General features: G+C 48.9%; 21 protein-coding genes. 14 read left to right on the top strand and 7 right to left on the bottom strand.

Translation table 11 applies throughout. The features are described from left to right. Positions 1-26: 26 nt before the first annotated feature. Positions 27-650: a YktB family protein gene (locus tag G358_RS0104980; RefSeq protein ID WP_019636098.1), complete on the bottom strand. Its 624-nt coding sequence runs from the start codon at positions 648-650 to the stop codon at positions 27-29. A 231-nt stretch (positions 651-881) separates the two neighbouring features. On the opposite strand from G358_RS0104980, the gene G358_RS0104975 reads away from it, so the two are divergent. The 6 genes from G358_RS0104975 to ptsP all read left to right on the top strand — a co-directional run bounded on the left by G358_RS0104975 (position 882) and on the right by ptsP (position 7390). Next, on the top strand, positions 882-1478 hold the full coding sequence (locus G358_RS0104975; protein ID WP_019636097.1) for a hypothetical protein: 597 nt from the start codon (positions 882-884) through the stop codon (positions 1476-1478). Between the two features lie 160 nt (positions 1479-1638). Next, complete coding sequence (gene gndA, locus G358_RS0104970; RefSeq protein WP_019636096.1) at positions 1639-3048, top strand: NADP-dependent phosphogluconate dehydrogenase; 1410 nt, start codon at positions 1639-1641, stop codon at positions 3046-3048. Between the two features lie 77 nt (positions 3049-3125). Further along, positions 3126-3638: a shikimate kinase gene (locus G358_RS0104965; protein ID WP_019636095.1), complete on the top strand. Its 513-nt coding sequence runs from the start codon at positions 3126-3128 to the stop codon at positions 3636-3638. A 33-nt stretch (positions 3639-3671) separates the two neighbouring features. Then, the gene (gene aroA / locus G358_RS0104960; RefSeq protein WP_019636094.1) at positions 3672-4961 is read left to right on the top strand and encodes a 3-phosphoshikimate 1-carboxyvinyltransferase; all 1290 of its coding nucleotides are present in this window, start codon (positions 3672-3674) and stop codon (positions 4959-4961) included. 45 nt (positions 4962-5006) lie between these two features. Then, on the top strand, positions 5007-5438 hold the full coding sequence (locus G358_RS0104955) for a CoA-binding protein (RefSeq protein ID WP_019636093.1): 432 nt from the start codon (positions 5007-5009) through the stop codon (positions 5436-5438). A 215-nt stretch (positions 5439-5653) separates the two neighbouring features. Further along, positions 5654-7390 carry a phosphoenolpyruvate--protein phosphotransferase gene (ptsP, locus tag G358_RS0104950; protein ID WP_019636092.1) on the top strand — a complete coding sequence of 579 codons (1737 nt, stop codon included), beginning with the start codon at positions 5654-5656 and terminating at the stop codon, positions 7388-7390. 994 nt (positions 7391-8384) lie between these two features. Here ptsP and G358_RS0104945 read toward each other — a convergent pair. Then, on the bottom strand, positions 8385-8912 hold the full coding sequence (locus G358_RS0104945; protein WP_026342064.1) for a type 1 glutamine amidotransferase domain-containing protein: 528 nt from the start codon (positions 8910-8912) through the stop codon (positions 8385-8387). A gap of 287 nt (positions 8913-9199) precedes the next feature. Here G358_RS0104945 and G358_RS0104940 point away from each other — a divergent pair, with 287 nt between their 5' ends. The 4 genes from G358_RS0104940 (at position 9200) to G358_RS0104925 (ending at position 12039) form a co-directional block, all read left to right on the top strand. Next, positions 9200-9649 carry a hypothetical protein gene (locus G358_RS0104940; protein WP_019636090.1) on the top strand — a complete coding sequence of 150 codons (450 nt, stop codon included), beginning with the start codon at positions 9200-9202 and terminating at the stop codon, positions 9647-9649. A gap of 105 nt (positions 9650-9754) precedes the next feature. Beyond that, positions 9755-10099, top strand: coding sequence for a bacillithiol system redox-active protein YtxJ (ytxJ, locus tag G358_RS0104935; RefSeq protein WP_019636089.1), 345 nt, complete (start codon positions 9755-9757; stop codon positions 10097-10099). A gap of 106 nt (positions 10100-10205) precedes the next feature. Next, the gene (gene ccpA, locus G358_RS0104930) at positions 10206-11207 is read left to right on the top strand and encodes a catabolite control protein A (protein ID WP_019636088.1); all 1002 of its coding nucleotides are present in this window, start codon (positions 10206-10208) and stop codon (positions 11205-11207) included. A gap of 124 nt (positions 11208-11331) precedes the next feature. After that, entirely contained in the window at positions 11332-12039 is a 708-nt protein-coding gene (locus G358_RS0104925) for a 5'-methylthioadenosine/adenosylhomocysteine nucleosidase (RefSeq protein ID WP_019636087.1), read from the top strand. A 78-nt stretch (positions 12040-12117) separates the two neighbouring features. Here the strand turns inward: G358_RS0104925 and G358_RS0104920 are convergent, their stop codons facing one another. Both G358_RS0104920 and G358_RS0104915 read right to left on the bottom strand, forming a co-directional pair. Then, positions 12118-13296, bottom strand: coding sequence for an acetoin utilization protein AcuC (locus G358_RS0104920; protein WP_019636086.1), 1179 nt, complete (start codon positions 13294-13296; stop codon positions 12118-12120). Between the two features lie 46 nt (positions 13297-13342). Beyond that, complete coding sequence (locus G358_RS0104915) at positions 13343-13975, bottom strand: GNAT family N-acetyltransferase (RefSeq protein ID WP_019636085.1); 633 nt, start codon at positions 13973-13975, stop codon at positions 13343-13345. 314 nt (positions 13976-14289) lie between these two features. Between G358_RS0104915 and acsA the strand changes: the two genes are divergently transcribed. Further along, positions 14290-16014, top strand: coding sequence for an acetate--CoA ligase (gene acsA / locus G358_RS0104910; protein WP_019636084.1), 1725 nt, complete (start codon positions 14290-14292; stop codon positions 16012-16014). A gap of 51 nt (positions 16015-16065) precedes the next feature. On the opposite strand, the gene G358_RS0104905 is transcribed toward acsA, so the two are convergent. Then, a complete protein-coding gene (locus G358_RS0104905; RefSeq protein WP_240479945.1) occupies positions 16066-16971 on the bottom strand; it encodes a M23 family metallopeptidase in 906 nt (301 codons plus the stop codon). Between the two features lie 355 nt (positions 16972-17326). Between G358_RS0104905 and G358_RS0104900 the strand changes: the two genes are divergently transcribed. Continuing rightward, complete coding sequence (locus G358_RS0104900) at positions 17327-18067, top strand: response regulator transcription factor (RefSeq protein ID WP_019636082.1); 741 nt, start codon at positions 17327-17329, stop codon at positions 18065-18067. 2 nt (positions 18068-18069) lie between these two features. After that, entirely contained in the window at positions 18070-19866 is a 1797-nt protein-coding gene (locus G358_RS0104895) for a sensor histidine kinase (protein WP_240479947.1), read from the top strand. Positions 19867-19935: 69 nt separating this feature from the next. On the opposite strand, the gene G358_RS0104890 is transcribed toward G358_RS0104895, so the two are convergent. Together G358_RS0104890 and rpsD are read right to left on the bottom strand one after the other, a co-directional pair. Continuing rightward, positions 19936-23007, bottom strand: coding sequence for a transglycosylase domain-containing protein (locus tag G358_RS0104890; RefSeq protein ID WP_019636080.1), 3072 nt, complete (start codon positions 23005-23007; stop codon positions 19936-19938). Positions 23008-23226: 219 nt separating this feature from the next. Next, the gene (gene rpsD, locus G358_RS0104885; RefSeq protein WP_019636079.1) at positions 23227-23826 is read right to left on the bottom strand and encodes a 30S ribosomal protein S4; all 600 of its coding nucleotides are present in this window, start codon (positions 23824-23826) and stop codon (positions 23227-23229) included. Positions 23827-24284: 458 nt separating this feature from the next. On the opposite strand from rpsD, the gene G358_RS0104880 reads away from it, so the two are divergent. Further along, positions 24285-26228 (top strand): sensor domain-containing diguanylate cyclase, encoded by a 1944-nt coding sequence (locus tag G358_RS0104880; RefSeq protein WP_019636078.1) that lies wholly within the window; start codon positions 24285-24287, stop codon positions 26226-26228. The last annotated feature ends 92 nt before the right edge of the window (positions 26229-26320 follow it).

Below are 26320 nucleotides of genomic sequence, written 5' to 3'. Positions count from 1 at the left end.
GGGAAGGCTGTTTTTTTGCGGGCGTATCAGAATGCGTTTTTATATAGCGGCAGCAGTGTTTCGAAAGTTTGCCCGATCGTTTGGATTAGGCCTGTGCCATCGCGGAGCGCGGGGTCCTCTCGTTCCAGACGAAGTCCGCAGAGCAGCTCCGATTTTTTGAGCGTTCTAAGCTTGACGGCCATTTGATGCAGATCATCTTTACCGGTATCCCGGTGGAGCGTGCCCTCGGGCTTCATATGGTCGGTGGACCAGTAATAATGAGCGGGCACAAGTTTGCGTACTTTGGCAGCATGCTTGTCCAAATAATTGGCGAACGCTTCTTTGTTCGGGCTCTCATAAATAATAGCAAAAATAATAAACAGATGGGTGGAGAACATGCCGACTTGAAAATGAGGCAGTGCTTTATACCCGCGCTTGCTGCTGCTCCAGGCAATCCATGTATCTTCAGGCGGATTGACAGTCCGCCTTGCGTGCTTGGCTACATGCGGAAACATTTCATCACCGCACAGTGTGGATAAATAAGGAGCTATCGTACTTCCGAGCTCCTCCAGCTTAGGGCGAATATTCGCGATAATCGCCTCCATGCGGGAATCTAATCCCGGAACAGTCAAGCTATCGAAATCTTGGTCGGTAAAACCGGCAAATGTCATCACGAAACCTCCAGGGCAAGTCATTTCAGTCTGATAGCTGCAGCATCGCAGCCGTCTTCGTCAGTATATCATTATTTTATCCTTGCTTGCCAAGCTTGGCGTTTTAAACATGCCAAATGCCGCTTTGTACAATTATTGCGTCAGAACAGGGGGATAACGGGTAAAAATAATCAATAATCCAAGTTACCTCTACATAAGATGAAGTATAAGATATGGTAAGGAGGGAGTGCCGTGAATAAAAGTTATGAAGTAGAATACTGCAATCTGGAACTCCGTTTCGACCGCCGGCACATTCAGCAATTGATTCGCGATTTAATTCAAGACGGGTATTCGCTTTATTGGAGCGAGAACGAGTCCATTTTTATTATTTCGGTACGGACAGGTCGTAAATTAACCAAGCTGCGCTTTCAGCGTCTCACTAAAGGATACAAGCTGGCGGGAGACTATGTTATTAAAGACGCCAGGTTAGCTGGATGGCTGGAGAAACTGATCGGGGATTTACGCGGTCATGCGGTAGTCAAGCGTTTTAAAGACCGGCAAATATTAATTGAAAGCATTCTGTTTGGAGAAGTGATCCGATTGGTGGAAATTACGGGAGTAGAGCACCGTGTTATTTTTCAGAAAGGGCCTATTCTGGATATGGAAAGGCTCGCAGAGCTGCTCATTTCCCAGTCGGCGGAACGGCAAATCGAAAGTTTGCAGCAAGAGCTGGACGAAGAGCTCGATCATTTGTATGATGCGATGCAGTCCGGAGATCAGGAGACGATCGAACGCTGCAAGGAGAAGCTACGGAAAATTCGGATACAATTAATTCAACTGGAGTGGTAAGTGAAACAATGCGAACACAAGATGATGAATGAACGGCTCTTCGGGTAATAGGGGAGCCGTTTTTAATTATGAGAGTTGGATGAATTGGGTTCACTTCTGTACTTCAAAGAGTTAAAATGATATTATTGAAAAAAAATATAGAATGCAAAGGATGGAGACCATGTCGAAACAACAAATTGGCGTTATCGGCCTTGCCGTTATGGGTAAGAACCTCGCCCTGAATATTGAAAGCAAAGGTTTCACCGTTTCGGTGTACAACCGTTCCCCTGAGAAGACGCACGATATGCTCGCGAACGAAGCGAAGGGCAAAAATGTGGTCGGTACATTCTCAGTCGAAGAATTCGTAAACTCTCTGGAAGTACCTCGTAAAATTCTGATCATGGTGCAAGCTGGTCCTGCTACCGACGCGACCATTGAACAGCTCCTTCCTTATTTGGATCAAGGCGACATCATTATCGATGGGGGCAACGCTTACTTCCCTGATACGCAGCGCCGCAGCAAAGAGCTTGAAGCCAAAGGCTTCCGTTTTATCGGCACAGGCGTATCCGGTGGCGAAGAAGGCGCGCTGAACGGACCATCGATTATGCCTGGTGGTCAGCAAAGCGCTTATGAATTGGTAGAGCCGATTTTGACGGCGATTTCCGCTAAAGTAAACGGTGATGCTTGCTGTACATATATCGGCCCGGACGGCGCAGGACACTATGTCAAAATGGTGCACAACGGCATTGAGTACGGCGATATGCAGCTGATTTGCGAAGCTTATCACCTGTTGAAGGATGTTCTCGGCCTTGACGCCAAAGAGCTGCATGAAATTTTCACAGAGTGGAATAAAGGCGAACTGGACAGCTATCTGATCGAAATTACCGCTGATATATTCTCGCAATACGATGAAGAGACCGGCAAACCGATGGTTGATGTCATTCTGGACGCAGCTGGCCAGAAGGGAACTGGTAAATGGACGAGCCAAAGCGCTCTCGACCTGGGTGTCCCGCTGTCGATGATTACAGAATCGGTATTCTCCCGTTTCTTGTCGGCGATGAAGGAAGAGCGTATCGCTGCAAGCAAAATCCTTAGCGGACCGGCAACAACCGCTTTTGCAGGCGATAAGCAGCAGTTCATCGAGAGCGTCCGTAAAGCGCTGTTCGCAAGTAAAATTGTTTCCTACGCCCAAGGATTTGCGCAAATGAGAGCTGCTTCCGATGAATACGGCTGGGATTTGAAATACGGCAACATTGCGATGATATTCCGCGGCGGCTGCATTATCCGTTCCCAATTCCTGCACAATATTAAAGAGGCTTATGACCGTGATCCGGCCCTTAAAAATCTGCTGCTTGATCCTTACTTCAAAAATATTGTTGAGAGCTATCAAGGGGCATGGCGCGAGGTCATTTCTGCTGCGGTAGCCTACGGGATCCCGGTGCCTGGGTTCTCCAGCGCGCTGTCCTACTACGACAGCTACCGGACAGAGCGCCTTCCGGCGAATCTGCTTCAAGCGCAGCGCGACTACTTTGGAGCTCACACGTTCAAGCGAGTTGATAAAGAAGGCGTATTCCATCATCAATGGTTCTAAAATACGGATTACAGACGTCAGAGAGCGGTTTTTGCTCTTTGGCGTCTCTTATTTTAAGATAAAAGCAGGTGAAACGATTGAGTGAATGCAGAAACAATATTATACTGGTAGGAATGATGGGCACCGGGAAGTCAACCGTCGGCACCGCCCTTGCCGAGAAGGCAGGGTTCCGTCTGGTTGACCTGGACCAGATCATTGAGGAGGAAGCTCAAGCTACTATTACCGAACTGTTTGCCAGGCATGGTGAAGCTCATTTTCGCGATATCGAGTCAGAGTTGCTCGAACGCGTACTGCAGGATAGCGATATTGTTCTCGCTACCGGCGGAGGCGCCGTGCTGCGCGAAGTCAACCGCGACATTATGCTGGACAACGGCTGGGTTGTCGCTTTAACCGCCGACCTTGAGAGCATACTAAAGCGCGTCGGGGAAGATCCGAACAGGCCTTTGCTTGCCGGGGGGGCCAAGGAGCGGCTGACGGCTCTATTGGAGGAGCGCAAGCATGCCTATGATTTTGCTCATGTCAAAATGGACACATCGGGCAAAAGCCCGGACGATCTGGCCTCAGAGATTTTAATGCATTACCGCGGTTAATCAACAATAAAATGTATATAAAGGAGAATATGAATGGACGTTATCGTTAGACCTACTCCCGAGCTTAACGGTGAAATCGGGGCGCTATCATCCAAAAACTATACGACTCGATACCTGCTTGTTGCCGCCTTGGCCGAAGGCACCAGTACGATATATTATCCTGCGCACAGTGAAGACAGCGATGCAATGCGCCGCTGCATTACGGATCTGGGCGCGGTGCTTAAGGAGGACGATGAGAAAATCGTCATTACCGGCTTTGGCCGCACACCGAAGGATGTAAAAGAGCTCAATGTAGGCAACGCGGGGGCGGTGCTTCGCTTTCTAATGGCGATTGCAGCGCTGTGTCCCGAGGTCACCTTTGTCAATACGTATCCAGATTCACTTGGAAAGCGTCCGCATGACGACCTGATCACGTCTCTTCACCAACTCGGCGTAGAAGTAGAGCACCAGGAGGGACGGCTCCCGATTACGATACGGGGCGGTGCTCCGAAAGGCGGAAAAATTACCGTTTCTGGAGCGGTCAGCTCGCAATATTTAAGCGCTCTGTTGTTTCTCACCCCTCTCCTGGAAGAGGATAGCGAAATTGAGGTGCTGGATGATCTGAAATCGAAAGTAGTGGTCGGTCAAACGCTGGAAGTGCTGGAGCAGGCAGGAATTATTATTCATGCCAGCGATGATTATATGAGCTTCAAAATTCCGGGGCGTCAATCGTACCAGGCTAAGACGTATACAGTTCAAGGCGATTATCCCGGCTCTGCGGCTATTTTAGCCGCTGCGGCTGTGACGAAGTCCAATGTCAAGGTGCACCGTCTCGCGGAACACAGCAAGCAGGGCGAGCGCGCAGTAGTGGATGTGCTGCAAATGATGGATGTGCCGCTAACTCATAAGGACGATATGGTGCATGTGCAAGGCAACGGACGTTTGCGTCCGGTGGAGTTCGACGGCGATGCCGCGACCGACGCCGTACTGGCGATGGTGGCAGCGGCCGTCTTCGCTGACGGAACTTCAAGATTTTATAATGTTGAAAATTTGCGGTACAAAGAATGCGACCGGATTACCGATTATTTGACGGAGCTCAGAAAAGCAGGAGCTAACGTAGAGGAGCGCCAGGCGGAAATTATCGTTCATGGCCGTCCAAGCGGGCTGGAAGGCGGCGTGGAGATCAACGCACATTACGATCACAGGGTTATTATGGCCTTGACCATAGTAGGCCTGCGCTGTCGTGAGCCGCTGGTCATTAAAGATGCCCATCATGTTGCGAAATCATATCCGCAATTTTTTGATCATATGACCGCGCTTGGAGCGTCGGTGGAATGGGTATAACAATCTAGGAGCGGAACTTAAACAAGCAAGAGGAGGAGAGTAAAGATGGCATTTGAAAATCCTGACCGCGAACAAATCAAGCAAGTGCTTGAGAATGCTGGAAACATCGCGGTTGTCGGCTTGTCCGACAAAGCAGACCGCACCTCCTACATGGTGGCCGCAGCGATGCAGAGCAACGGCTACCGGATTATCCCGGTAAACCCGGCGGCGAGCGGTCGCATCCTCGGAGAAGCTGTGTACGCTTCGCTAGGTGACATTCCGGAACCAGTCGATATTGTAAATGTATTCCGCCGCAGTGAATACACACCGGAGGTTGCCCGGGAAGCGGTAGCGATCGGTGCCAAAGTGCTGTGGCTGCAGCAGGGCATCGTCAGTGAGGAGGCGGCGCAAATTGCCGCGCAAGGCGGCATGACCGTCATTATGGACCGCTGCATTAAGGTGGAAGACAGCATTTTGCTTGGCCAAAACCGCAAGTAACAAAACGAACAGGGCCCGTCAATACGGGCCCTGTTCGGCTGCCTGGGACAACTAAAGCGAACCTCAGCATCACAGACAAGCTTATTTTCCTTTGACAAATTTGTAAGGCTGGGCTTACCATAATAGTGGTGTTCAAAAGGGTTGCCGGAACGACGGCTAATAAAAATATAGAGAGATGATATCCTATAACAGAGCAGGACATAGGGGGTCTAAACATGATACAGGGCATCGGCGCAGCGGCGGGCGTAGCCATTGGCAAAGCTTTCGTGCTGCCTGCTTGGGAATGGGATGTGCCGGATCGCCGGATGGATAAGGTCGATCTGGCAGCTGAGTTTGAAAGATTGTATGAAGGCATCCGCACTTCCAGAACAGAGATAGAAGTGATGAAGAACGAAGTGAAAGAAACGGTAGGAGCCGAGGAATCAAGCATATTCGATGCTCATCTGGCTATTCTGGAAGATCCTGTGTTTATGAGTGAAATCAGGGGGATTATCGAACGGCAGTATAAGGCAGCGGAAGTGGCGGTAAAGGAAGCAATCGATCATTTTGTAACAATGTTCGATCTGCTTGATGATGAGTATATGAAAGAGCGGGCGCTCGATATCAAGGATGTCGGCAACCGCTTGTTAAAGCATTTGCTTGGCACACCGGATATTACATTGCCGGCGGATACCCAGCCTTATATTCTCGTAGCCAGAGAATTGTCGCCTTCCCAGCTTGTACATATGAATCCGAACAATGTGCTGGGCATGGTGACGATGGCCGGCGGAAAAACTTCGCATTCTGCGATTATGGCCCGCGCTCTTGGCATACCTCTCGTTTCGGGAGTTGAACATAAGCTGGCCGAACCGCTGAAGACAGGCGATCTGCTCATCGTTGATGGCGACGCAGGGCTTCTGTATGTAGAGCCGGATCAGGAAGCCGTAGACAGGTATACGGAGGTCGCTGAAGGCTTGCGGAAGAGGAAGGAGCAGCTTCAGCTCCTTGCAGCTGTCGAGGCCGTGACGAAGGATGGCGTTCAGTTTCGCCTGGCAGGCAATATCAGCTCAGTGAAAGACTTGGAACAGGCGCTCAAAAACGGAGCGGAAGGTGCCGGACTGTTCCGTACCGAGTTTCTGTATATGGACCGTGCGACCTTTCCTTCAGAGGAAGAGCAGTTTGAAATATATCGTCAAGTTGCCGAGAAGGCTGGCGGCCATTCCGTCGTGATCCGGACGCTTGACATCGGCGGCGATAAACAGCTCGAATATTTCGCTCTGCCGGAGGAAGACAATCCGTTTCTCGGCTATCGCGCCATCCGTATTAGCTTGGACAGCAAGGAAATATTCAAGACCCAGCTAAAGGCTATACTTCGCGCCAGCATGTACGGTCATTTGAAAATAATGCTGCCGATGATATCTTCCCTGGAGGAGGTTCGTCAGGCGAAGGAGATTTTGTCCGAAGCGAAGCGGGAGCTCGATGAGCGCAGCATAGCTTACAACGATCATATCGAGATTGGCGTAATGATCGAGGTGCCTGCAGCGGCGGCGATCGCCGATTTGTTGGCGGGAGAAGCTGACTTTTTCAGCATCGGAACAAACGACCTCGTTCAGTATGTGCTCGCGGTGGACCGCATGAACGAGACGATCGCTCATTTGTACCAGCCGTTCCATCCAGCCGTGCTGCGCATGCTGCGCCAGGCAGTCTCAGCCGCACAGGATGCGGGCATACCCGTAAGTGTGTGCGGAGAGCTGGCGGGGGATGAGAAGGCCATTCCAATTTGGCTGCATTTAGGTGTTCGTGATCTAAGCATGTCACCCCAAGTATTGTTGAGAGTGAAGCATCGCATATTAAATGCCGAGGCCTCTACGGGGAAAGAAGCAGGAGCCGCCTGTTATCGCCTTGCGACAGCAGCTGACATCGATGCGGAGCTGACTCGTTTCGCCGAAACCTGCATTTTGCAGAAACGCTGATCGAGGAGCGGCGGCTCTTTATTCTACTGAGTTAATCAGCACTTTTACAGCTAATATAGAAACGGGACTTCCAAAAAGTCGCTAAATAAAAGTTAGACGGAAAACAACGCGTTGTTTTCCGTCTAACTTTTTTACACATCTGCTTTTGCTGGTGTGAGGTTTTAGTGTGAGGCGTGAGATGTAAGTGCTAAGCGTTAAGTGTGAAGTGTGAAGTGTGAAGTGTGAAGTGCTAAGTGCTAGTGTTATGTGTAAGTGTTAAGTGTTAAGTGTTATGTGTAAGTGTTATGTGTAGTTGTTAAGTGTTAAGTGTTATGTGTTATGTGTAGTTGTTAAGTGTTAAGTGTTAAGTGTTATGTGTAAGTGCTAAGTCTTAGTGTGAGGCAGTTGGTTGTCGGCGGTTGGTTGCCGGATGATTGCTTGAGCGGCGGTGTTGCTTGAGTAGCGGCTGAGCGGTTGGCTGGGAGGCTGGGGTAGGTAACTGGTTGAGCATATGCGAGCCTAACGTAACGCCTAACGGACAAAGGGGGCGCTATTTGAGAAATAACGAGGAATTGGGAAGGCTAACGGACCTACGTTCCGCTATTGACCCCTAAAACCTGTTTATTGCAGTCCATTTGTTTGAATAACGGAACCGGTGTCCGTAAGCATAGCAAAAAGGGCCTAATTCAACAAATAGCGGATCTCCTGTCCGTTGGCGGGTGACCAGTCCCATAAGTCCCGCCAATTCCGCCGGTCTCAGTCTCATTAAGTCATTAGTTCCGCGAGTCACACTCACTCCTATCAGACTAATCAACTCGCATTCACCAGCCTCACTCCTATCAGACTAATCAACTCGTATTCACCAGTCTCACCCTTATCAACCTCATCAACTTGCACTCACTACTCCACCAATTTCACTCACCCCAGCTACCCTCTAAAGATCAAGGGGCTGTCCAAAAGTCAGTTTTTACTTACTTTTGGACAACCCCGTTTTTGGTGCTTGAAGTTCGAAGTTTTAGCCTTTGGCTAGAGCATCGACGAATGCTTTCCCATAAGGCGGCAGGTCTGGCGGACGACGGGCCGAAACGATATGTCCATCCACGACGACATCCTCGTCTTTCCAGATCGCGCCGGCATTTTCCATATCATCGCGTATCCCCGGAGTTGAAGTTACGGTAACCCCTTGTAGTATGCCCGCCGAAATAAGCACCCAGCCTGCATGGCATATTTGGCCGATCGGCTTCTTTGCCGCATGAAGCTCTTTAATGATTTCAAGGACTTTACTGTAACGGCGCAGCTTGTCAGGAGCCCAGCCGCCAGGTACAAGAATCCCGTCGTAGGCATCGGCATTGATTTCCTCAAAGCTGTATTCAGCCTCTGCAGGCACGCCGTATTTGCCTATGTATTTTTTGCCTTTCTCCAGCCCGGCCAAATGCACCTCGGCACCTTCCTCGCGTACACGATAGATCGGGTACCAGAGCTCTAAATCCTCAAACTCCTCATCGACCAGGGCAATTACCTTTTTACCAGTTAGTCTCAAAATCGCTTCCTCCGTTCTGTAAGTGGTCTTGACGAAAAACTTAATCGATATTTTAATTGTATCAAAAATAAAGTTTTATTTCATGTCACCGCTGTGTGCATCGTCCCAAAAAACCTTGCCAATCAAGGAAATAACAAGCATATTACAAGCATATGAATCCCTGGAAGGAGATTGTTTCCCCAGGGTCGAATACATTATTTATTATCATCTGATTCTCATTTTTTCATAGCGAAAATTATGCGACGACGGACAGCCGAAATGAAAAATGATACGTAAGAAGAGGTGGTACTGTGCGCAAGCTTTGCCATTGCGGGCAAATGATGAGCCTTGATTTTAGAGTGCTTATCTTTGAGGGAGTTATTGAAATTGACAGGGTGCCGGTATTTGAGTGCAAACTATGCGATCATTATGAAGTTCTGCCGGCCGTTAAGCCGGACCTGATTGAATTGTTGGCCGAGCTAAAGGCCAGTCAAGAGCAGGGTCTTGTACTTTTTAACGAAGTGAATGAACTGGTTGATGTCATGTTTGCGATATATCGTACATGGGATCAGACAGGCTCGCCAACTTTTGAGGGTCTTCTTGAACAGAAGTGTAAAGAGCGGATTAATCTACTGCTTGACGTATACGGCTGCGCCAAGGAAATGGACGATTCGGGCTGGATGGAAGAAATATCAAAAAGGCTGGCTCAATTGTCGGTTTATGTTAATCATAATCAATATTTGGGGCAGATTAACAACTGATTGCAGAAAAAGTAATGCAATGAGTTGTGTTTGTTATGTTTCTTTTGTTAAGATATTATATAGATTATGTTTGAAATCGTATTGTCGGAAGGGGGGGGATAGATTATGGCCAAATTGAAGAGAATAACTTCCATGGAAGAACTTGCGGAGGAAGTAGAAGCATCATCGCAGCAGCCGCTTCTGTTATTCAAACATAGTACCCGTTGTCCCATCAGCTCGCGGGCGCACCGGGAAGTTGAGGCATACTTAAGTCGCACTCCCAATGAAGCTGTCACCTATGGCCTTATATACGTAGTTGAAGATAAAGCGGTCTCGAACGCCGCTGCTGATCGCTTGGCGGTTAAGCACGAATCCCCTCAAGCTATTCTAGTTACAAACGGACAAGCCGTTTGGCATAGGTCCCATTCCGATATCACGACAGAAGCCCTAGAGGGAATTCTAGCCGAATGAAGTGTTGACATTGCACAAAGTAAAATTTTGTCGTATCATAAACCTAATTGGAGCTTGGAAATACGGGACGAATGAGTGAAAATCTATTGGCAATGGAGAGAAGAATGTGACGGTTACCATTTATGATGTGGCACGTGAAGCAGGCGTCTCAATGGCCACGGTTTCACGGGTTGTCAATAACAACCCCAATGTGAAGCCGCAGACCCGGAAGAAGGTATATGAAGCAATCGAGCGTTTGGGATATCGTCCGAATGCGGTCGCAAGAGGACTTGCGAGCAAGAAGACGACGACCGTCGGCGTAGTTATTCCCGACATCTCGAACTCGATTTTTGCTGAAATTGCCCGGGGTATTGAAGACATCGCTAACATGTACCACTATAACATCATTTTATGTAATGCAGATAAGAAGAAGGAGAAGGAAATCCGCGTCATTAATACGCTGCTTGAGAAGCAGGTTGACGGGCTTCTCTTTATGGGCGGAGCAGTGACGGAAGAGCATATTCAGGCTTTCCAGACGTCTGTTCCGGTGGTTTTGTGCGCAACGAGCGACGAACACGGGAATATCCCTTCCGTGGATATCGATCATGAAGCGGCAGCATTTGATGCTGTCAGTACGCTGATTCGGCATGGTCACCGCGAAATTGCTATGATTAGCGGTACGCTGCAGGATCCAGCAAACGGGTATGCGCGATTCCAGGGTTACAAACGCGCCTTGGAGACAGCGGGCATTGAGTATCAGGAGGATTTGGTGCGTATTGGCAACTATCGCTACGAGTCCGGTGTCGAAGCTATGAAATATTTCCTGGGACTGAAGAAGCGTCCAACGGCGATATTTGCAGCGACGGATGAAATGGCGATCGGGGCGATCCACAGCATACAGGATGAGGGTCTAAAGGTGCCTGAGGATTTTTCCATCATCAGTGTCGACAATATTCGCATGGCTTCGATGGTACGGCCGCAGCTGACTACGGTGGCTCAGCCGATGTATGACCTCGGTGCGGTCGCGATGAGATTGTTGACTAAATTGATGAAGAAGGAAACGGTTGAGAGCTCGAAGGTGATTTTGCCCCACGAGACGATTCTCCGCTTGTCAGTTAGCCATGTATAGTCGGCTTTACTGAGTCATAACAATAGATAGAATGATTTTAGACTAAAGACAAATATATGAAAAAGGTTATACGAAAAAAAGCTCCCTTACAGGAGCTTTTTTTAGGGGAAAGGGAGGGGAATGAATGGCTGGAACAATCGGTCTTATAGGAGCCATGGATGAAGAAATCGCCCTTCTGCTGCAGCAGTTGGAGCGGCAGAACGTGTCCGTGCATGCGGGGATTAACTTTGTTACTGGGCTGTTTCATGGTAAAGAGGTTGTCGTGTGCAAATCCGGTGTCGGTAAAGTGAATGCTGCAGCAACGACCCAACTGCTGGCCGATCGGTTTCATGTGAAGCAAATTTTATTTACCGGCGTTGCCGGCGCCGTTCATCCTGAGTTGAATATCGGCGATATCGTCATATCCTCTTCATGTCAGCAGCATGATATGGACGTGACCCCGCTCGGGTTTGAACGGGGCATAATTCCCTATCAGGAAGTATCGGACTTTCCGGCGGACGCGAAGCTTATTTCCCTGGCGGAAGAGGCGTGCACAAGACTTTGCCGGGACAACCGCTATAGGGTTGGCAAAGTGTTGTCCGGCGATCAATTCATTTCGAATTACGATTACGTGCGGGAGCTTCACGAGACTATGGACGGTGCGTGTGTAGAGATGGAAGGGGCTGCAGTTGCCCAGGTCTGCCATATGAACCAAATTCCATACGTCATCCTTCGTTCTATGTCAGATAAGGCTGACGGCACAGCTGATGTCAATTTCGCCGAATTTACCGCCTTGGCCGCGCAGCGTTCTTATGAAATTTTAAATGATATTATAAGGCATTTGAATGACTGATTATCTGAATGACTGGTTTTGTAAAAAAAATGTCGATTTTGATTGTGCAACAACTCCGCTTCTAGCATCAGCTCCGCTTTAGGGGAAATCCTGTAAAGCAACCGCGAGACTTTCGCGGTTTTTTGCCGTAATTTCTGCCCGGCGGGGAATGCCTTCCCAATGCGTCAGATCATCAAGCCATTCGTGCGGGAGGTCGACGGAGGACTGACCCTGCCATTTGCTGATCCATGCAGGCGGCAGTTTCATCTGCGGCTGCTGCCTTAGCAGGGGCTTCAGCGGATGATCGGTCATTTCCAACCACAGCAAGCTCCAGGCCCGGGGCACGACCCGCCAGATGTCATATCCTCCGCCGCCAACGGCTACCCAGCGCCCGCTGCAGTATGTATGAGCGAGGCTGTGCAAAATAGCGGGCATTTCGTTATAAATTTTCATGCTGCAGTGCATATGGGAGAGAGGATCGAGCGCGTGCGCATCACAGCCATGCTGGCTAATGATAAGGTCCGGCTTGAAATGCTCGGTTAGGCGCCGGATCGATTGTTCAAAGCATTCCATCCAGGAGTCATCTTCAGTATAGGGCTGCAGTGGAATGTTGATACAGGCTCCGTAGCCTTGATGTTCGCCTCTTTCCTGTACAAAGCCCGTCCCGGGGAACAGGTATTTGCCGGTTTCGTGGATCGAGTAAGTGCACACCTCCGGATCGGAATAGAAGCTCCATTGCACTCCGTCACCATGGTGGACATCCGTATCCACATAAAGTACTCTGGCGTTATAATGCTGTCTAACGTAGGCGATCGCGACTGAAACATCATTGTAGACGCAAAACCCCGCTGCTTTGGCTGAAAGGGCATGATGGAGTCCGCCGCCTAAATGGAGGGCGTGTGCGCATTTGCCCGACATGACCGCATCTGCTGCGGTAACAGTGCCTCCGGCGATGTAGGAAGCCGCCTCATGCATGCCGGGAAAGAAAGGGGTGTCCTCGTCTTGCAATCCAAATTGCTCTGCACGATCAAGCCAGGCTTGATTTGGAGATGTGGCGCTTAGCGCTTTGACGGCATCGATATAAGTCGGCTGATGAATTTGCAGCAATTCTTGTTCGGTAGCTTGGCGTGGATTCATTATATGGGCCGGTTTCATCGCTTCCGCCGCGGTCAACAGATCGAGTGTCAGCTCAAGCCGGATAGGGTGAAAAGGATGGCTGTCGTGAAAATGATAGTTCATCGCTTTATTATGATGAATCATTAAAGCCTTTCCAGGCACGGGCGTCACACTCCTTGCGTTAGTATCCTGTTCTGATGGTCAAGCATTAGTACATAAACCGCTGCTGAAAGCGGATGCGGTCAAACTGTTCCTCAGATTCCAGCGGTACCTCTTTGCCGATCCGTACCATGAGACAATTTGCCGGATGGGAACAAATTTCCGGGTCATCGGTCGCATACCAGACCATATCGACTGTTTTCATCAGCCGCTCCATCATTTTCCGGTAATCCCACACACTAAGCCCGCTGCTTTTTAAATCCCAATGCCAGTAATATTCTGTAGTGAACACGATGTACTGCTCCATTTGCTCTTCCTCAAAGGCTGTCTTAATCATCAGGGAGCCTAGTCCTAACGATCGATAATCGTTCGCGACCTCAATCGCCCCCAGCTCGATTAAATCGGGCATGCTGCCTTGAGACCAGCGCTCCATCTCATCGGGATAATGGAACGTAACGTAGCCGATAATTGTATCCTGATCTCTCGCGACAATGATCCGACCTTCCGGGAGTTCAGCAATTTCGATGAGCGCTTCATGCTGATCGCCTGGTCTTCGGAAGGCGTCCAGCTCATGGTGCATCTGCAGACTCTTCAACTGCTCAGGCGCAATCGGTCCTTCGATAACAATTTCCTTGCTATCATAAGACAGGGTATGGCGGATATACGTTTTACGGTGCTCCATTTTTGCCGCCTCCTTTGCTCGTTCCCCTCACTTATAACAGAAAAATGAAAATTTGAAAAGTATAGCCCCTCTTAAAAGCGTGTGATATAATGTATTCCGACATAAAACATTCACAAATAATACTTGACTTTCTACTTATCAACGCTTGACTATTTTACACACTGGCTCCTATAAATGAAAGGTTATCGCTTCGAAGTTAGCAGATTCTTGAGAGCTATAATCCTTACTGCAAAATTCGCCAACGTGTATCCGTTTTCATGATTGAATTTGCTTGGCAATATCATTTTCAGACAGATTCAAGGGAGGATGAAACAATGAGTCAGCTGCAAGGAGAAATTATTTCAGAGGTAGCTTCTTCATCCAATTTGGGGAATTATGAGGAAGCTTATGAAAAGTTCGAGTGGGCTGAAGTGGAGAAGCAATTCTCTTGGTATAATACGGGGCGAGTGAATATGGCTTATGAAGCGATTGACCGTCACGTCGATGCCGGTAAGGGCGAGCGCACAGCCCTATTATTCAGTGATTCGGTCAGGGAGGAATCCTACTCTTATCGAGAGCTGCAAGCTTTGACTAACCAGTTTGCCAACGTGCTTCGCAGTTACGGGGTCGGCAAAGGTGACCGTGTGTTTGTATTTATGCCGCGAAGTCCAGAGCTTTACATCAGTGTGTTGGGAACATTGAAGGTAGGGGCTGTTGTTGGACCGCTCTTTGAAGCGTTCATGGAGACAGCGGTCAAGGATCGCCTGGAAGATAGCGGCGCAGTAGCTATCGTTACTACGCCTGCACTGCTCCCCCGAGTGAAACGCGAAGAGCTTCCTGCCTTGCGGCATGTATTCCTCGTGGGCAGTGAAATCGCGGAGGAGGAAGGAATTATCGATTTTCTGGCCGAACTGAAGCAGGCTTCGCCTGAGGCGGAAATTGAATGGGTCGATCTCGAGGACGGGATGATTCTGCATTATACTTCCGGCTCCACCGGCAAGCCTAAAGGGGTTTACCATGTCCACAATGCGATGATTCAGCATTATCACACCGGGAGGGTTGTCCTTGATCTTAAAGAGGAGGACAGATATTGGTGTACGGCGGATCCCGGCTGGGTAACCGGCACTGCGTACGGGATATTCGCTCCCTGGCTGCTCGGGGTTACTAATGTAGTTCGCGGCGGACGCTTCAGTCCTGGAGACTGGTACGAAACGATTCAAAAAAACAAAGTAACCGTATGGTACAGTGCGCCGACGGCTTTCCGAATGCTGATGGGCGCAGGGGAAGATATTATAGAACAGTACGATCTGTCATCGCTGAGACATGTACTTTCGGTGGGCGAGCCGCTGAATCCGGAAGTCGTACGCTGGGGGCGTAAAGTTTATGGCCTTAGAATCCACGATACGTGGTGGATGACGGAGACCGGCGGACAGTTGATTTGCAACTATCCGTCCATGCCGCTCAAACCGGGTTCAATGGGAAGACCAGTGCCAGGCATCGAGGCTGCCATCATAGATGATAACGGCAAAGTTCTGCCGCCTAACCGGATGGGGAATCTCGCGATACGCACACCTTGGCCGGCAATGATGCGGCTCATTTGGAACAATACTCTTAAGTATGAAGAATATTTCCGCATTCCGGGATGGTATATTTCAGGGGATACGGCTTATATGGACGAAGACGGCTATTTCTGGTTCCAGGGCCGGATCGATGATGTGATTAACTCTTCTGGGGAGCGCATCGGCCCATTTGAAGTAGAAAGCAAGCTGCTGGAGCACCCTGCTGTTGCCGAAGCCGGAGTTATCGGCAAGCCTGATCCGACACGGGGTGAAATCATTAAGGCGTTCATCTCCTTGCTTGACGGATTTGAGCCTTCGGAGGAGCTGAAAGCGGATATTACCCGCTTTGTGAAGGAAGGGCTGTCAGCTCATGCTGCGCCCCGAGAAATTGAGTTTAAGGATAAGCTGCCGAAAACGCGGTCCGGCAAAATTATGCGCCGTGTTCTGAAGGCGTGGGAATTGAACCTTCCGGCAGGCGATCTGTCGACGATTGAAGATTAAGGCTAATTAACAAGAGGAACCTCGGTCACGATGAGGTTCCTCTTCTTTGGTTTAAGGTTCTCCCTGAAGAAATTGTCCCTTGATCGGATCCACACCGTCCTTGAATTGGATACGAAGGGATTTCCCTTGCTCCAAGCTCGGTTGATCGGATACTTGAAAATGAATGTGCGGTTCGCTTGAGTTGCCGGAGTTTCCGCATAAGCCAATCGTTTCACCACGCTTTACCTGCTGTCCTTGCTTGACAAGTATCGACCCCTCCATAAAATGAGCCAGTATACTGTATTCTCCATCATGATCTATAATGATGTAGTTGCCCGCTGGCTGCGTTTCGTCCGCCGTTCCTGGTTTATTATCTGCCACATCGTTTACGACTTGTACTACAACGCCGTCGGCCGGTGCGATCACTTCTTGTCCGAAAGCATAATAACTGCCGTTGGCGGCATCCGCCTCTGCTGCAAATGTGCGATTCTCTTTCGCTATAAAGAAGTCGTAGGCATACCGCTGCGATTCATAAGCGTAATGATAGTTCAAAAGCACGTTGCGTCCACCCCAGTAAGTGAACCATTCCTCTTTAAAAGGCAAGCTGTATTCCTGCTTCGTAAAAGTGTCATCCGACTCTGGATGAGCCGTCAGATTGACAATTTGCAGCCCCCATATCGTGTTGTCCTCATCCAGAACCGCAGATACCCCCTTGTTTTCTTGGGAATCGGTCCAAACATATTCGATCAAGCCGTTTAAGGAATATTCAGCTTGCAGCGAAAATACATCGTTGGGTTGAAAAAAAGATTGGGACAACTTTTTGATTTCCTGTTCCGAGACGCTTTGTTGGAACTCAGCGCTTAGCTGCTCATAGACGGCTTTGTATTGCATATCTATCAAGGCTTGAGGCAAATGCTTCATTTCCAGCGTCGAACCCGGTCCCGGATCCAGTCTTGTATTCAAACTCGTATCTTGCATCTGATTGGTGTTCCCCTCCATCCTAATTTCGGCTGATTTTTCCGAAACGCATCCTGAAATAATAGACAACATAGTTAGAAATAATGTAATAAGCATAATAAGTCCACCTCGTTTTATAAGTGAACGTTTACCGTTTGAATTTACGCTCATACCGCGCCTCCTTTCCCGAGTAAAATTTTTCTATTTCCTGTTTATTTTATAAGATGAACTTAAAGCCGGGCGAAATTGAGCCTTAACATTCTCTTAACTACTCCGCTGCGAGTTAAGATTCTGTTAAGGTCATTTTTGGCTGCACGGTAAACATCCTGTGTTAAAATAAAGATATTTGCTAAGAAAATAGAAAGGAGGACGGTCGTTGAATGAGCCTCAAATCCTGTTGGTAGATGATGAAAAAGCTATTTTGAAATTGCTCCAAACTGTTTTGGCGAAAGAAGGATATAGCCAGGTTGATGCGGTTACAAGCGCGGAAGAGGCGATCGAAGCATGTCGTTCTACACGATATGATCTTATTTTGCTGGACGTGATGCTGCCTGGTAAAAGCGGCTTTGAAGCGGCTCCATTTATTCGCGAGTCGACGGACGCGCCGATTTTGTTCCTGACGGCGAGATCGACCGATTTGGACAAGCTGACCGGATTTGCAATCGGCGGGGATGACTACATAGTTAAACCCTTCAACCCGCTGGAGGTAATAGCCAGAGTGAAAGTGCATCTTAGGCGGGCCAATGCCCAGTTTATTGCCCAACGGGTATCCCCGGTCAGCGGACAGGAACAAGAAAGGCGAGAAGTGTATGACTTCGGTTATTTTATTGTGGATGGAACTGCCAAGGAATTAACAGTAAATGGAGTGAGTGTCGAGTGTCCGGCTCAGGTGTTTCAATTGCTGCTTTTTTTATGCCGCCATCCTAATCGTGTTTTCGCGAAAAATGAACTTTATGAACGGGTTTGGGGAGAATCGGCAATAAATGACGATAATACGGTAATGGTACATATCCATCGCATTCGCGAGCGTATTGAGCGAAACCCGGCTCAGCCTGAGTTTTTGCTGACTGTCCGCGGCCTCGGCTACAAACTGGTTCAGAAGGGGACATTACGGTGACGATGCGCCGGCGTTTTGTAATGATGTTCATCAGACAGTGGCTGACCGTGGGGGTTATTACTGCTGTGTGTATCGTCGTAATGTTTATCTGGCTTGCGTCAAAAATGACAGAGCTTGATTTAAAGCGTAGTTTCTCTCGACCTGCAATGGAAACGCTCCTGGATTCTTATTCAGTTCGCGAGGATGGAACTGTGCATCTGTCCCCCAAGCTTCTGAAGCAAATAGAGATAAACGGGGGCTGGCTGCAGTTGCTGAATGAGAAAGGTGAGGTGACATACTCCTATTTAACGCCTTCGGATGTACCACAAAAGTATACCCCGGGCGAGCTGGTCAATTATATCCGGCGTCTGCAGCCTTTTCCTTACCGGCTGTACATATTGATTCGCCCTATTAGTGGAGAAATGGTTACCCTTCTTTACGGGATAAAGGATCCGCTTGACATGGCGGCAAGGCAGCTTGCAGAAGAGGGCTCCAGCTCAGAACAAGCTTTAAAAGAAGCGGAACATGGCACGGAATCCATTGCCTGGCCTGATGAGGTGAATTATGTATTGCAAGAGCATGGCGTCGGTATCCAGCTTCTCGATCAAGCGGGGAAGGAGCTTCACTCCTACCGTTTGCCCTCCGGCCTGCCGGATGTTTATCCGCCGCAGGAACTGGTGCTTCGCCTAGAATATCCAGAACGCTACGGCGTACGCCTGGAAATGAGCACCGAGGAGGAGACGGGAAGGATGTGGCTCATCCACGCGCCGTACGATGCTGCGCCTGGCATTCAATTAACCGCAATCGGGCCGACAGTGTACAATGAAGTGCAGTTGCTGCTGTACGGCTTTGGAAGTGTTGCTGTCATTTTGCTGCTGGCCTGCGGCGGACTATCTTTGTGGCAGGGAAACAGATTCGGCACACCGATGCTTCATGTTATGCAGTGGCTGCAAAATTTGGCTCACCAGCACTACAAGGAGCCTGTGGGCAGACGGGGGCGTCCGCGCAGCAAAAGGAGAGCAGGCCGCCTTAAATGGAGGTACAGACCCTACGCGGAAGTGATGTATACTGTCCAAGAGCTGTCCCAGCAGTTGGAGCACCATGAGCTTGAAAGGGAGCAAAATGACCGGATGCGCGAGGAATGGATCGCCAGCTTATCCCATGATTTGAAGACGCCGCTTTCCTCCATTTATGGTTACGCTCAGCTGCTGCGTTCGAGCCAATATGAATGGGGAAGAGATGAAATCGCTGAATTCGCCTCGACCATGGCGGAGAAAGCGGAGTATATGGACGAGCTGATCCAGGATTTAAATTTATTGTACCGTCTCAAGAATGCATCTGACGTGCTGCAGTTGGAACGCCATCATATGAACATGTTTTTGAAAGAAGCAGTTACCCGCATTGCCGAAGATCCGCAGTGGCTAAGTTATGAAATTCAGTGGAGCCCAGCTTCCGATCCTATATTTTATAATATTGATCCGAAAGCCTTCCGGCGAATGATGGACAATATTATCATTAACGCATTAATGCACAACCCGGAAGGAACCAGGTTAAAGGTTAGCTTGCAGAAGGGCAGTGAATCAGAATTTTCCGTCCATTTCGAGGATAATGGGCTTGGAATGGACGAAAAGACGCAGGCTAACCTGTTTCAAAGGTATTACCGGGGAACTGACACGGAGAGCTCATCTTCAGGCAGCGGACTAGGTATGGCGATTGCAAAGGAAATTGCGGAGGGGCACGGAGGAAAAGTCGAGGTGCGCAGCGAAGCCGGGAAAGGCACGGTTATCATCGTGATGTTCAGCTACGCTGAAAACGTATAAATTTGTTAATCCTTAAAAAAGCTTTCCCAGGAACGCTGAGCGTTCCGGGAAAGCCTTTTTTGATATCGTTTATTTGTTAAACTGGACAGATATTGAGGCTGCAGATTCTCCAAGGGGATTCATCGCCGTTACTCTAATCCAGCCGCTAGCGGCATCTGTTTTGAACGAAAATTGAGTAGCCGGGGTCGACCCTAATCTGGAATACGTTCCATCCGCAGATGAGGACAAATAAATTTGATAGTTGGTCACCTGCTCAGCGGGTGCGTTAGCCTCCCAGCTTATCGTAATTTCCTGCTCGCTGCTTTGAACGCTGACTTTGGCAGGCGCATTCGGAGGCGATAAATTATCCAGGTCTATGTCAGGCGGCGTATCTTGATCCGTATCGTCCGGATTCCCCGTACCGCTCCAGCTATCATAGCCGACGATCGCGCCAGGTGCTGATTCACGCCCGGCAACGTCAACAGCAGTAACGTAGTAGGAGTAGCTGCCGCCTTCTCCCGAATCGGTAAATGCGGTTTCCCCGCCAGTCAGCACTACTTTTCCGGTATTTTGGAAAGGTGCCCCGGCTGCAGATTTGTAGAGACGGTACCCTACCACATCTTTTTCGCTATTTTTATCAAAGGTTATTTTGGCCGCCCCTCCTGCCGAAGCCATTTTTACGTTAGCAGGGGGGGATGGAGCTTTGCCGTCATCCACCCGCGGATCCAGCTTCGATGGTGCGTCTTCGCCGGCATCTTTCGGCATATAGAAGCTGAGCGATTTATGGCCGCCTCTCATGCTGGAGAAGGCCTTCTGCAGGTCCTCCACAAGCTCCTTGATCGGCTTCTCCCGCTTCATAACGACTTTTTCCATAACCATATCCGAAGGTGTAGTATCGTGCGGGATGTAGTTTACACCTTCATACGTAATATATTTTGCCCGTACCAACACGTCATCGGACTCAGTCGGTACATATTTCGAATTGAATATGTCCGTAACCATTTTTCCGGCCTGCTGCGTAAGCTGCGTAGGCAGTTTGCCGCTGTAGCCGGAAACTGTTTTTGAAACGATCCCCTCGGGCTTCTCGAATTTACCCGTCTCAAAAAGCTCCGGTTTGTTCTCGGTCACCTCGTTCATCACTTTCGCCCATATGGAGCGGGCACGTGATTTTCCTGCATCAGACAGCGTGTTGACCGGCTCTTTGTAACCGATCCATACGCCGAGCGAAATGTCCGGTGTGTAGCCCATAAACCATACATCAGCGTAATTTTGAGTGGAGCCGGTTTTGCCGACGATCGGTATTTTTCCGTAGTTTTTGAACTCTCTTCTAAGCGAACTTGCGGTTCCGTCGGTGATGACCGTGCGCAGCATATCCGTCATTAAGTAAGCCGTCTGTTTGGAGAAAACCCGTACGGGTTCGACTTTATGCTTGTAGACGACATTGCCTTTCAGATCGGTAATCTTCTCGACCATGTAGGCGTCTGTAAATTCCCCGCCGTTGCCGATGGCGCTGTAGGCATTCGTTAACTCCTCAACCGTGACACCGTATTTCAGACCGCCAAGCACGCCGGTCTGCGCGCCGTAATCATCTTCTTCCAATGTAGTGATACCGAGCTTCTTGGTAAACTCCCAAGCCTGTTCTATGCCTACTACTTGATTGAATACTTTAAGCGCCGGCACGTTTCGGGACTCGTTCAGAGCGGTTCGCGCCGTTACGAGGCCTTTGTAGCCTCCGCTTGCGTTCACCGGAATATGATAGCCCTTCGAATAATCCCGTAAAATAATCGGGGAATCATCAATGATGCTTGCTGGCTGAATGAGTCCAAGCTCCATAGCCGGCAAGTAGGCGGAAATCGGCTTCATCGTGGAACCGGGCTGTCTTTTCATCTGCGTAGCATAATTCATTTGCTCTGTATAAAAGTCACGGCCTTCAATCATTCCAAGAATGGCCCCTGTCCGATTGTCGAGCATGATGGCGGCGACTTGCTCCAGTCCTTTTTTCTCGCTGTAAGGGCTGAAATTGTCGGCATTCTCTGATACTTTGTGCATGGCGTTGTATACTTGCTTGTCGATGGTCGTGTATACGCGGTAGCCTCCGGTCAGCAGCTGCTGACGGGCTTCCTCAAGCAATTGCGGACTATTAAGCAGCTCCTCCTTGCTCATATCTGGATGATTCATCATAGCGATGACGAGAGCACCCTGCCGTTCTGTCTCCAGCATAAGGTAAGGATAAGTCTCATATGCCTTTTTCGTCTGCGGCGCCAGAGAACTTTTAATATCGAAGGCCAAAGCTTCATTGTATTCCGTTTTCGTAATTTTGTTCTCTTCCAGCATACGATAGAGTACAAGCTGTTGCCGTTTAATTGCGCGGTCGAAGGCCTCCTGGTTAAACTCTCCCTTGCCGTTAAAAGCGGAGTAGGAGGAAGGAAGCTGAGGCAGCCCTGCCAAATACGCTGTTTGGGCGATATTGAGCTCATTCAGGTTCGTGATGTTGAAAATGCCCTTAGCGGCAGCTTTAATGCCATATACCTGGTAGCCGTTTGAGCCGTTTCCAAAAGGAACTTTATTCAAATAAGCAGTAATAATTTCCTCTTTGGTTAAAAAACGTTCCAGACGTACAGAAAGTAAAATTTCCTTAACCTTCCGGTTAGCGGTTTTATCGAGATTGAGGAATACGCGTCTTGACAGCTGCTGTGTGAGCGTGCTGCCTCCCGTTTGCACATCTTCTTTAAGCAGTCTTTGCTTGACTGCACGCAGCGTTCCTTTGAAATCAATACCAATATGATGATCGAAGTTATTGTCTTCAATGGCGATAACCGCATCCTTTACGGAAGCAGGAATTTCATCATAGCTGATCGGCCGTCTGTCTTCCTCGGATCGAAGCTGCCCGATGCCTGATCCGTCTCGGAAGTAGGCGAACCCTGTCATTTCATTATGATTGATTTTCGCTTCTATATCGGCGCGGGATCGTACAGGGTCATCCTTGACGATCGAAGAGACGTACCCGAATACGGCGCCTCCGGCAAAGAGAACAGCAGCGAATCCGAGCAGTGTGAGCCAGCCCAGCGCTTTCCAGAACCAGCGCCATTTCGATCGCTTCGGAACTTTAGTACTGCTCTCCTGTTGCTTTTTGTTGGAGCTTGTATCGTTATCGCGAGCCATGAGTTATCCTCCTTTTAACAGCAACATTATAGCATAATTTAACGAATTTGAATGCTTTTGAATGTTGTTTTGCGGAGTGGATTTTAAGAAATATGTAAATTATTAATCGTTAATCCGCCTTGGTTTATTAGGCAGTACAAGAAGGCCCGCTGTTTTTTGATCTAAGCAGTCAAAAAAAACCGGCTCAGTCCGAGAGGACTTAAGCCGGTTTTCTTGTTATTAACGGTTGTAGAACTCGACGATTTGTTTCTCGTCGACGTCTTGAGCCAGCTCGGAGCGCTCTGGCAAACGAATGAACTTGCCTTCCAGTGCTGTATCGTTGAATTCCAGGTAAGCAGGAACATGCGAACGGTTCTCAAGCGCTTCCTTGATCGTTGCAAGGCCGCGGCTTCTTTCACGAAGGCCGATCACATCGCCAGGGCTTACGGAGTAAGAGGCGATATCCACTTTCTTGCCGTTAACCGTCACATGACCGTGGGAAACCAATTGACGTGCGCCTGCACGGGAGTTGGAGAAGCCCAGACGGTAAACTAGGTTGTCGAGACGGGTTTCAAGGAGGAACATAAAGTTCTCACCCGCGATCCCGCTCATTTTTTGCGCTTTGTTGAACAAAGTGCGGAATTGCTTCTCGCCGAGGCCGTACATGTGGCGAAGCTTTTGTTTCTCTTGAAGCTGCATACCGTAGTTGCTAATCTTTCTCCGTTGAGTTGGACCATGTTGTCCAGGAGGGAAAGGACGCTTCAATTCTTTTCCGGTGCCGCTTAAAGAAATGCCGAGACGACGGCTAAGTTTAAATTTAGGACCAGTGTAACGTGCCATTGTATAGGTAGACTCCTTTAAATTAAATTTTCGGTGTAGGGTTCTACTTGCGCGGACTTTGTTTATGTGGGCGAAGGATAGGATATAATTGCGCCCATCTGCCAGGAAAGTTCAGCCGCTGTCCTGACAGCAACAAAGCCCAGAGGGTGCCGCATGCGTTACGCCCTAAGCAAGACCTATCCAGTCTTTATCAACAATAAATATTATATGAAATCACCACATAAAGTCAAGAAGAGGTTTTTGTATGAAAACCGAGGTTTATGTCGATAGGGCTTTCGGCCCAAAAAAGTGTGGCGGAATGAAGTAATTTTGATGCAAAAACGCAAGGAAAATAGTAAAATAAACATATAGTCACAGAACGGAAGAGGCAGACCACTTGTTAGAAATGGACAGAGTTGAATAGCTTAGGTTACCATTAAATCGCCGTATTCGAGGATACGACGAAAAGGAGTTTTCCTATGGCCAAACAATCAAGAGATAACCCGATGATAAATACTATACCGAATTCTGTCCTGTCTACACTTTATGAAGAATCAAAAGAGCAGATGAGTTGGCTGGAGCAGCTTGATATAACAGAACATGATTATTCCTATATAGAACCGTTTATCCAAAAAGGCTATGCCGATTGGAAGCAGGAAGTTCACGGATTGCCTGAACTGACCGGGGCGAGATGGTTCGTCGCCAATCATCTCGGCGATATCGTTGAAAGTGACGGGCTGGTTCAATCCGAAGTTTCAGAGGCTGTAACCGCCTGTATACAGGAGCTGAACGTGGTCGTTATGCCTTTGGAGCAGTATAGGATCGTCGCCGTACCGGTTTTGACACGGAGCAAGGAACAGCTGTTTGCTGTATGGGGCTGCGTCATGCCGGAAGATGCGAATGCCGCTGCTTCCAGCGTTTGGGTCAAAGCAGCGGCATATCATTTCAGAACCTGCTTCTACAAAAAAGTCGAGGGCTGGTTTGTGCTTGATTTGCTCAATATCCAAAGACAAGCCAAGCGTGAAGAACACAGACGCTCGATATTGTTCCAGGTCGTTCAGAAGCTGCACGGTAAAATCGATGTGGATTCTATTTTGACAGAAGTGTTTGAGAGAATTGCCGGCATGTATCCGGAAGCAAAGGTTGAGCTGCTGATGTCTCAGGATCATCTTAGCCGCGATCCGCGAGTGAAGCCGCTTATCCTTCATGGCGAACAGGATCACGTATGTGTCAGAGCGTTTATGGAAGGAAGCATGCTTCGTAAAGAGGTGTGGGGCGATGAAGGGAAGCCATGCATTGAAATCGCGGTACCGCTAGTTGGCAAGCAGGGAGCTTACGGTGTATTTCATCTGCTTCTGGAGCGGGACAAGGTCGAAGAGGTTGATCTGCAACTGATTAGTATGCTGGCTGATACGGCGGGAACGGCTTTCGAAAACGCAAAATTGTACGAGCAATCCAACCTGCTGATCAGTGAATTGCGCCTTATTAATGAACTGACGAAGCGGCTAAACCAAAGTTTAAGGCCGAAAGAAGTTTTTAAATTCGCCACGGAGGAGCTCCTGTCTATCTTTAAGGCGGAATATTGCTGTATTTCACAAATTTCCAAAGATAGCGAATGTTTCAAAATTATGTCGAGCAACATTCCGGCGATGTCCAAGGCGTTTTTTCCTAAAGATTACGGGTTTAGCGGTCTAATCTACTCTACGCAGGAACCGATTATTTTATCCGATTATCAGGCATACGGCAAAATTTCATCGAGAATGATGGAGGAGACTGGATCGCGGGCGCTCATTGCCGCTCCGTTGATCGTAAGGGGAGAAGTGAACGGCGTCATTATGCTGTCTCATCGGGAAGAGCGTTTTTTCTCGTATGAAAATTACAAATTGCTTCAGGTGCTGGCATCCCATATCGGTCTGGCCATTGCTAATGCTTCGCTGCATGCTGAAGTGCGGAGGATGGCCAACCGCGATATGCTGACCGGACTGTATGCACGCCATTATTTAGACGATACGATTCAGGAGTTTCAGAAGAAAGATGCCAACGGGTCGCTAATCGTCGTTGATATTGATCAATTCAAAGGGGTCAACGATACGTACGGCCATCAGACCGGAGATCAAATTCTGAAGCAGGTGTGCTCGATCATCACCAGCACCATTCGCAAAACCGACATTGCCGCCCGCTGGGGCGGTGAGGAACTGGCGCTATATTTGCCGGGAGCCAGCATTGAGCACGGCCGTCAGATCGCGGAGATGATTCGCCTGCGCGTAGAGCAGGAGACGAAGCCGTGTGTGACCGTTTCTTGCGGCATTGCGGAATGGAAGCGGGATGATGACAAAATTAGCGTGGAATCGTTGTTTTATCAGGCTGATATGGCATTGTACAAAGCTAAAAATAACGGCAGAAATCAGTCGCAAATCGGTTAAGGTTAAGTTCATCGTAAAGCAATCCAGACAAGCTGTCCTGCTAGTGAGGGGCAGCTTTTCGCCGTTCAGACGCATAGATTCCCTAAGCAGGG

The organism is Paenibacillus fonticola DSM 21315 (assembly GCF_000381905.1).
Classification (GTDB): Bacteria; Bacillota; Bacilli; order Paenibacillales; family Paenibacillaceae; genus Fontibacillus; species Fontibacillus fonticola.
This window is presented reverse-complemented; position numbering and strand designations above follow the sequence as displayed.

Coding starts and splice junctions, on each gene's coding strand:
- G358_RS0104980 (WP_019636098.1), bottom strand. CDS start 650: ATGACATTTGCCGGTTTTACCGACCAAGATTTCGATAGCTTGACTGTT.
- gndA (WP_019636096.1), top strand. CDS start 1,639: ATGTCGAAACAACAAATTGGCGTTATCGGCCTTGCCGTTATGGGTAAG.
- aroA (WP_019636094.1), top strand. CDS start 3,672: ATGGACGTTATCGTTAGACCTACTCCCGAGCTTAACGGTGAAATCGGG.
- G358_RS0104955 (WP_019636093.1), top strand. CDS start 5,007: ATGGCATTTGAAAATCCTGACCGCGAACAAATCAAGCAAGTGCTTGAG.
- ptsP (WP_019636092.1), top strand. CDS start 5,654: ATGATACAGGGCATCGGCGCAGCGGCGGGCGTAGCCATTGGCAAAGCT.
- ytxJ (WP_019636089.1), top strand. CDS start 9,755: ATGGCCAAATTGAAGAGAATAACTTCCATGGAAGAACTTGCGGAGGAA.
- G358_RS0104925 (WP_019636087.1), top strand. CDS start 11,332: ATGGCTGGAACAATCGGTCTTATAGGAGCCATGGATGAAGAAATCGCC.
- G358_RS0104915 (WP_019636085.1), bottom strand. CDS start 13,975: ATGGAGCACCGTAAAACGTATATCCGCCATACCCTGTCTTATGATAGC.
- acsA (WP_019636084.1), top strand. CDS start 14,290: ATGAGTCAGCTGCAAGGAGAAATTATTTCAGAGGTAGCTTCTTCATCC.
- G358_RS0104905 (WP_240479945.1), bottom strand. CDS start 16,971: ATGCAAGATACGAGTTTGAATACAAGACTGGATCCGGGACCGGGTTCG.
- G358_RS0104895 (WP_240479947.1), top strand. CDS start 18,070: ATGCGCCGGCGTTTTGTAATGATGTTCATCAGACAGTGGCTGACCGTG.
- G358_RS0104890 (WP_019636080.1), bottom strand. CDS start 23,007: ATGGCTCGCGATAACGATACAAGCTCCAACAAAAAGCAACAGGAGAGC.
- rpsD (WP_019636079.1), bottom strand. CDS start 23,826: ATGGCACGTTACACTGGTCCTAAATTTAAACTTAGCCGTCGTCTCGGC.
- G358_RS0104880 (WP_019636078.1), top strand. CDS start 24,285: ATGGCCAAACAATCAAGAGATAACCCGATGATAAATACTATACCGAAT.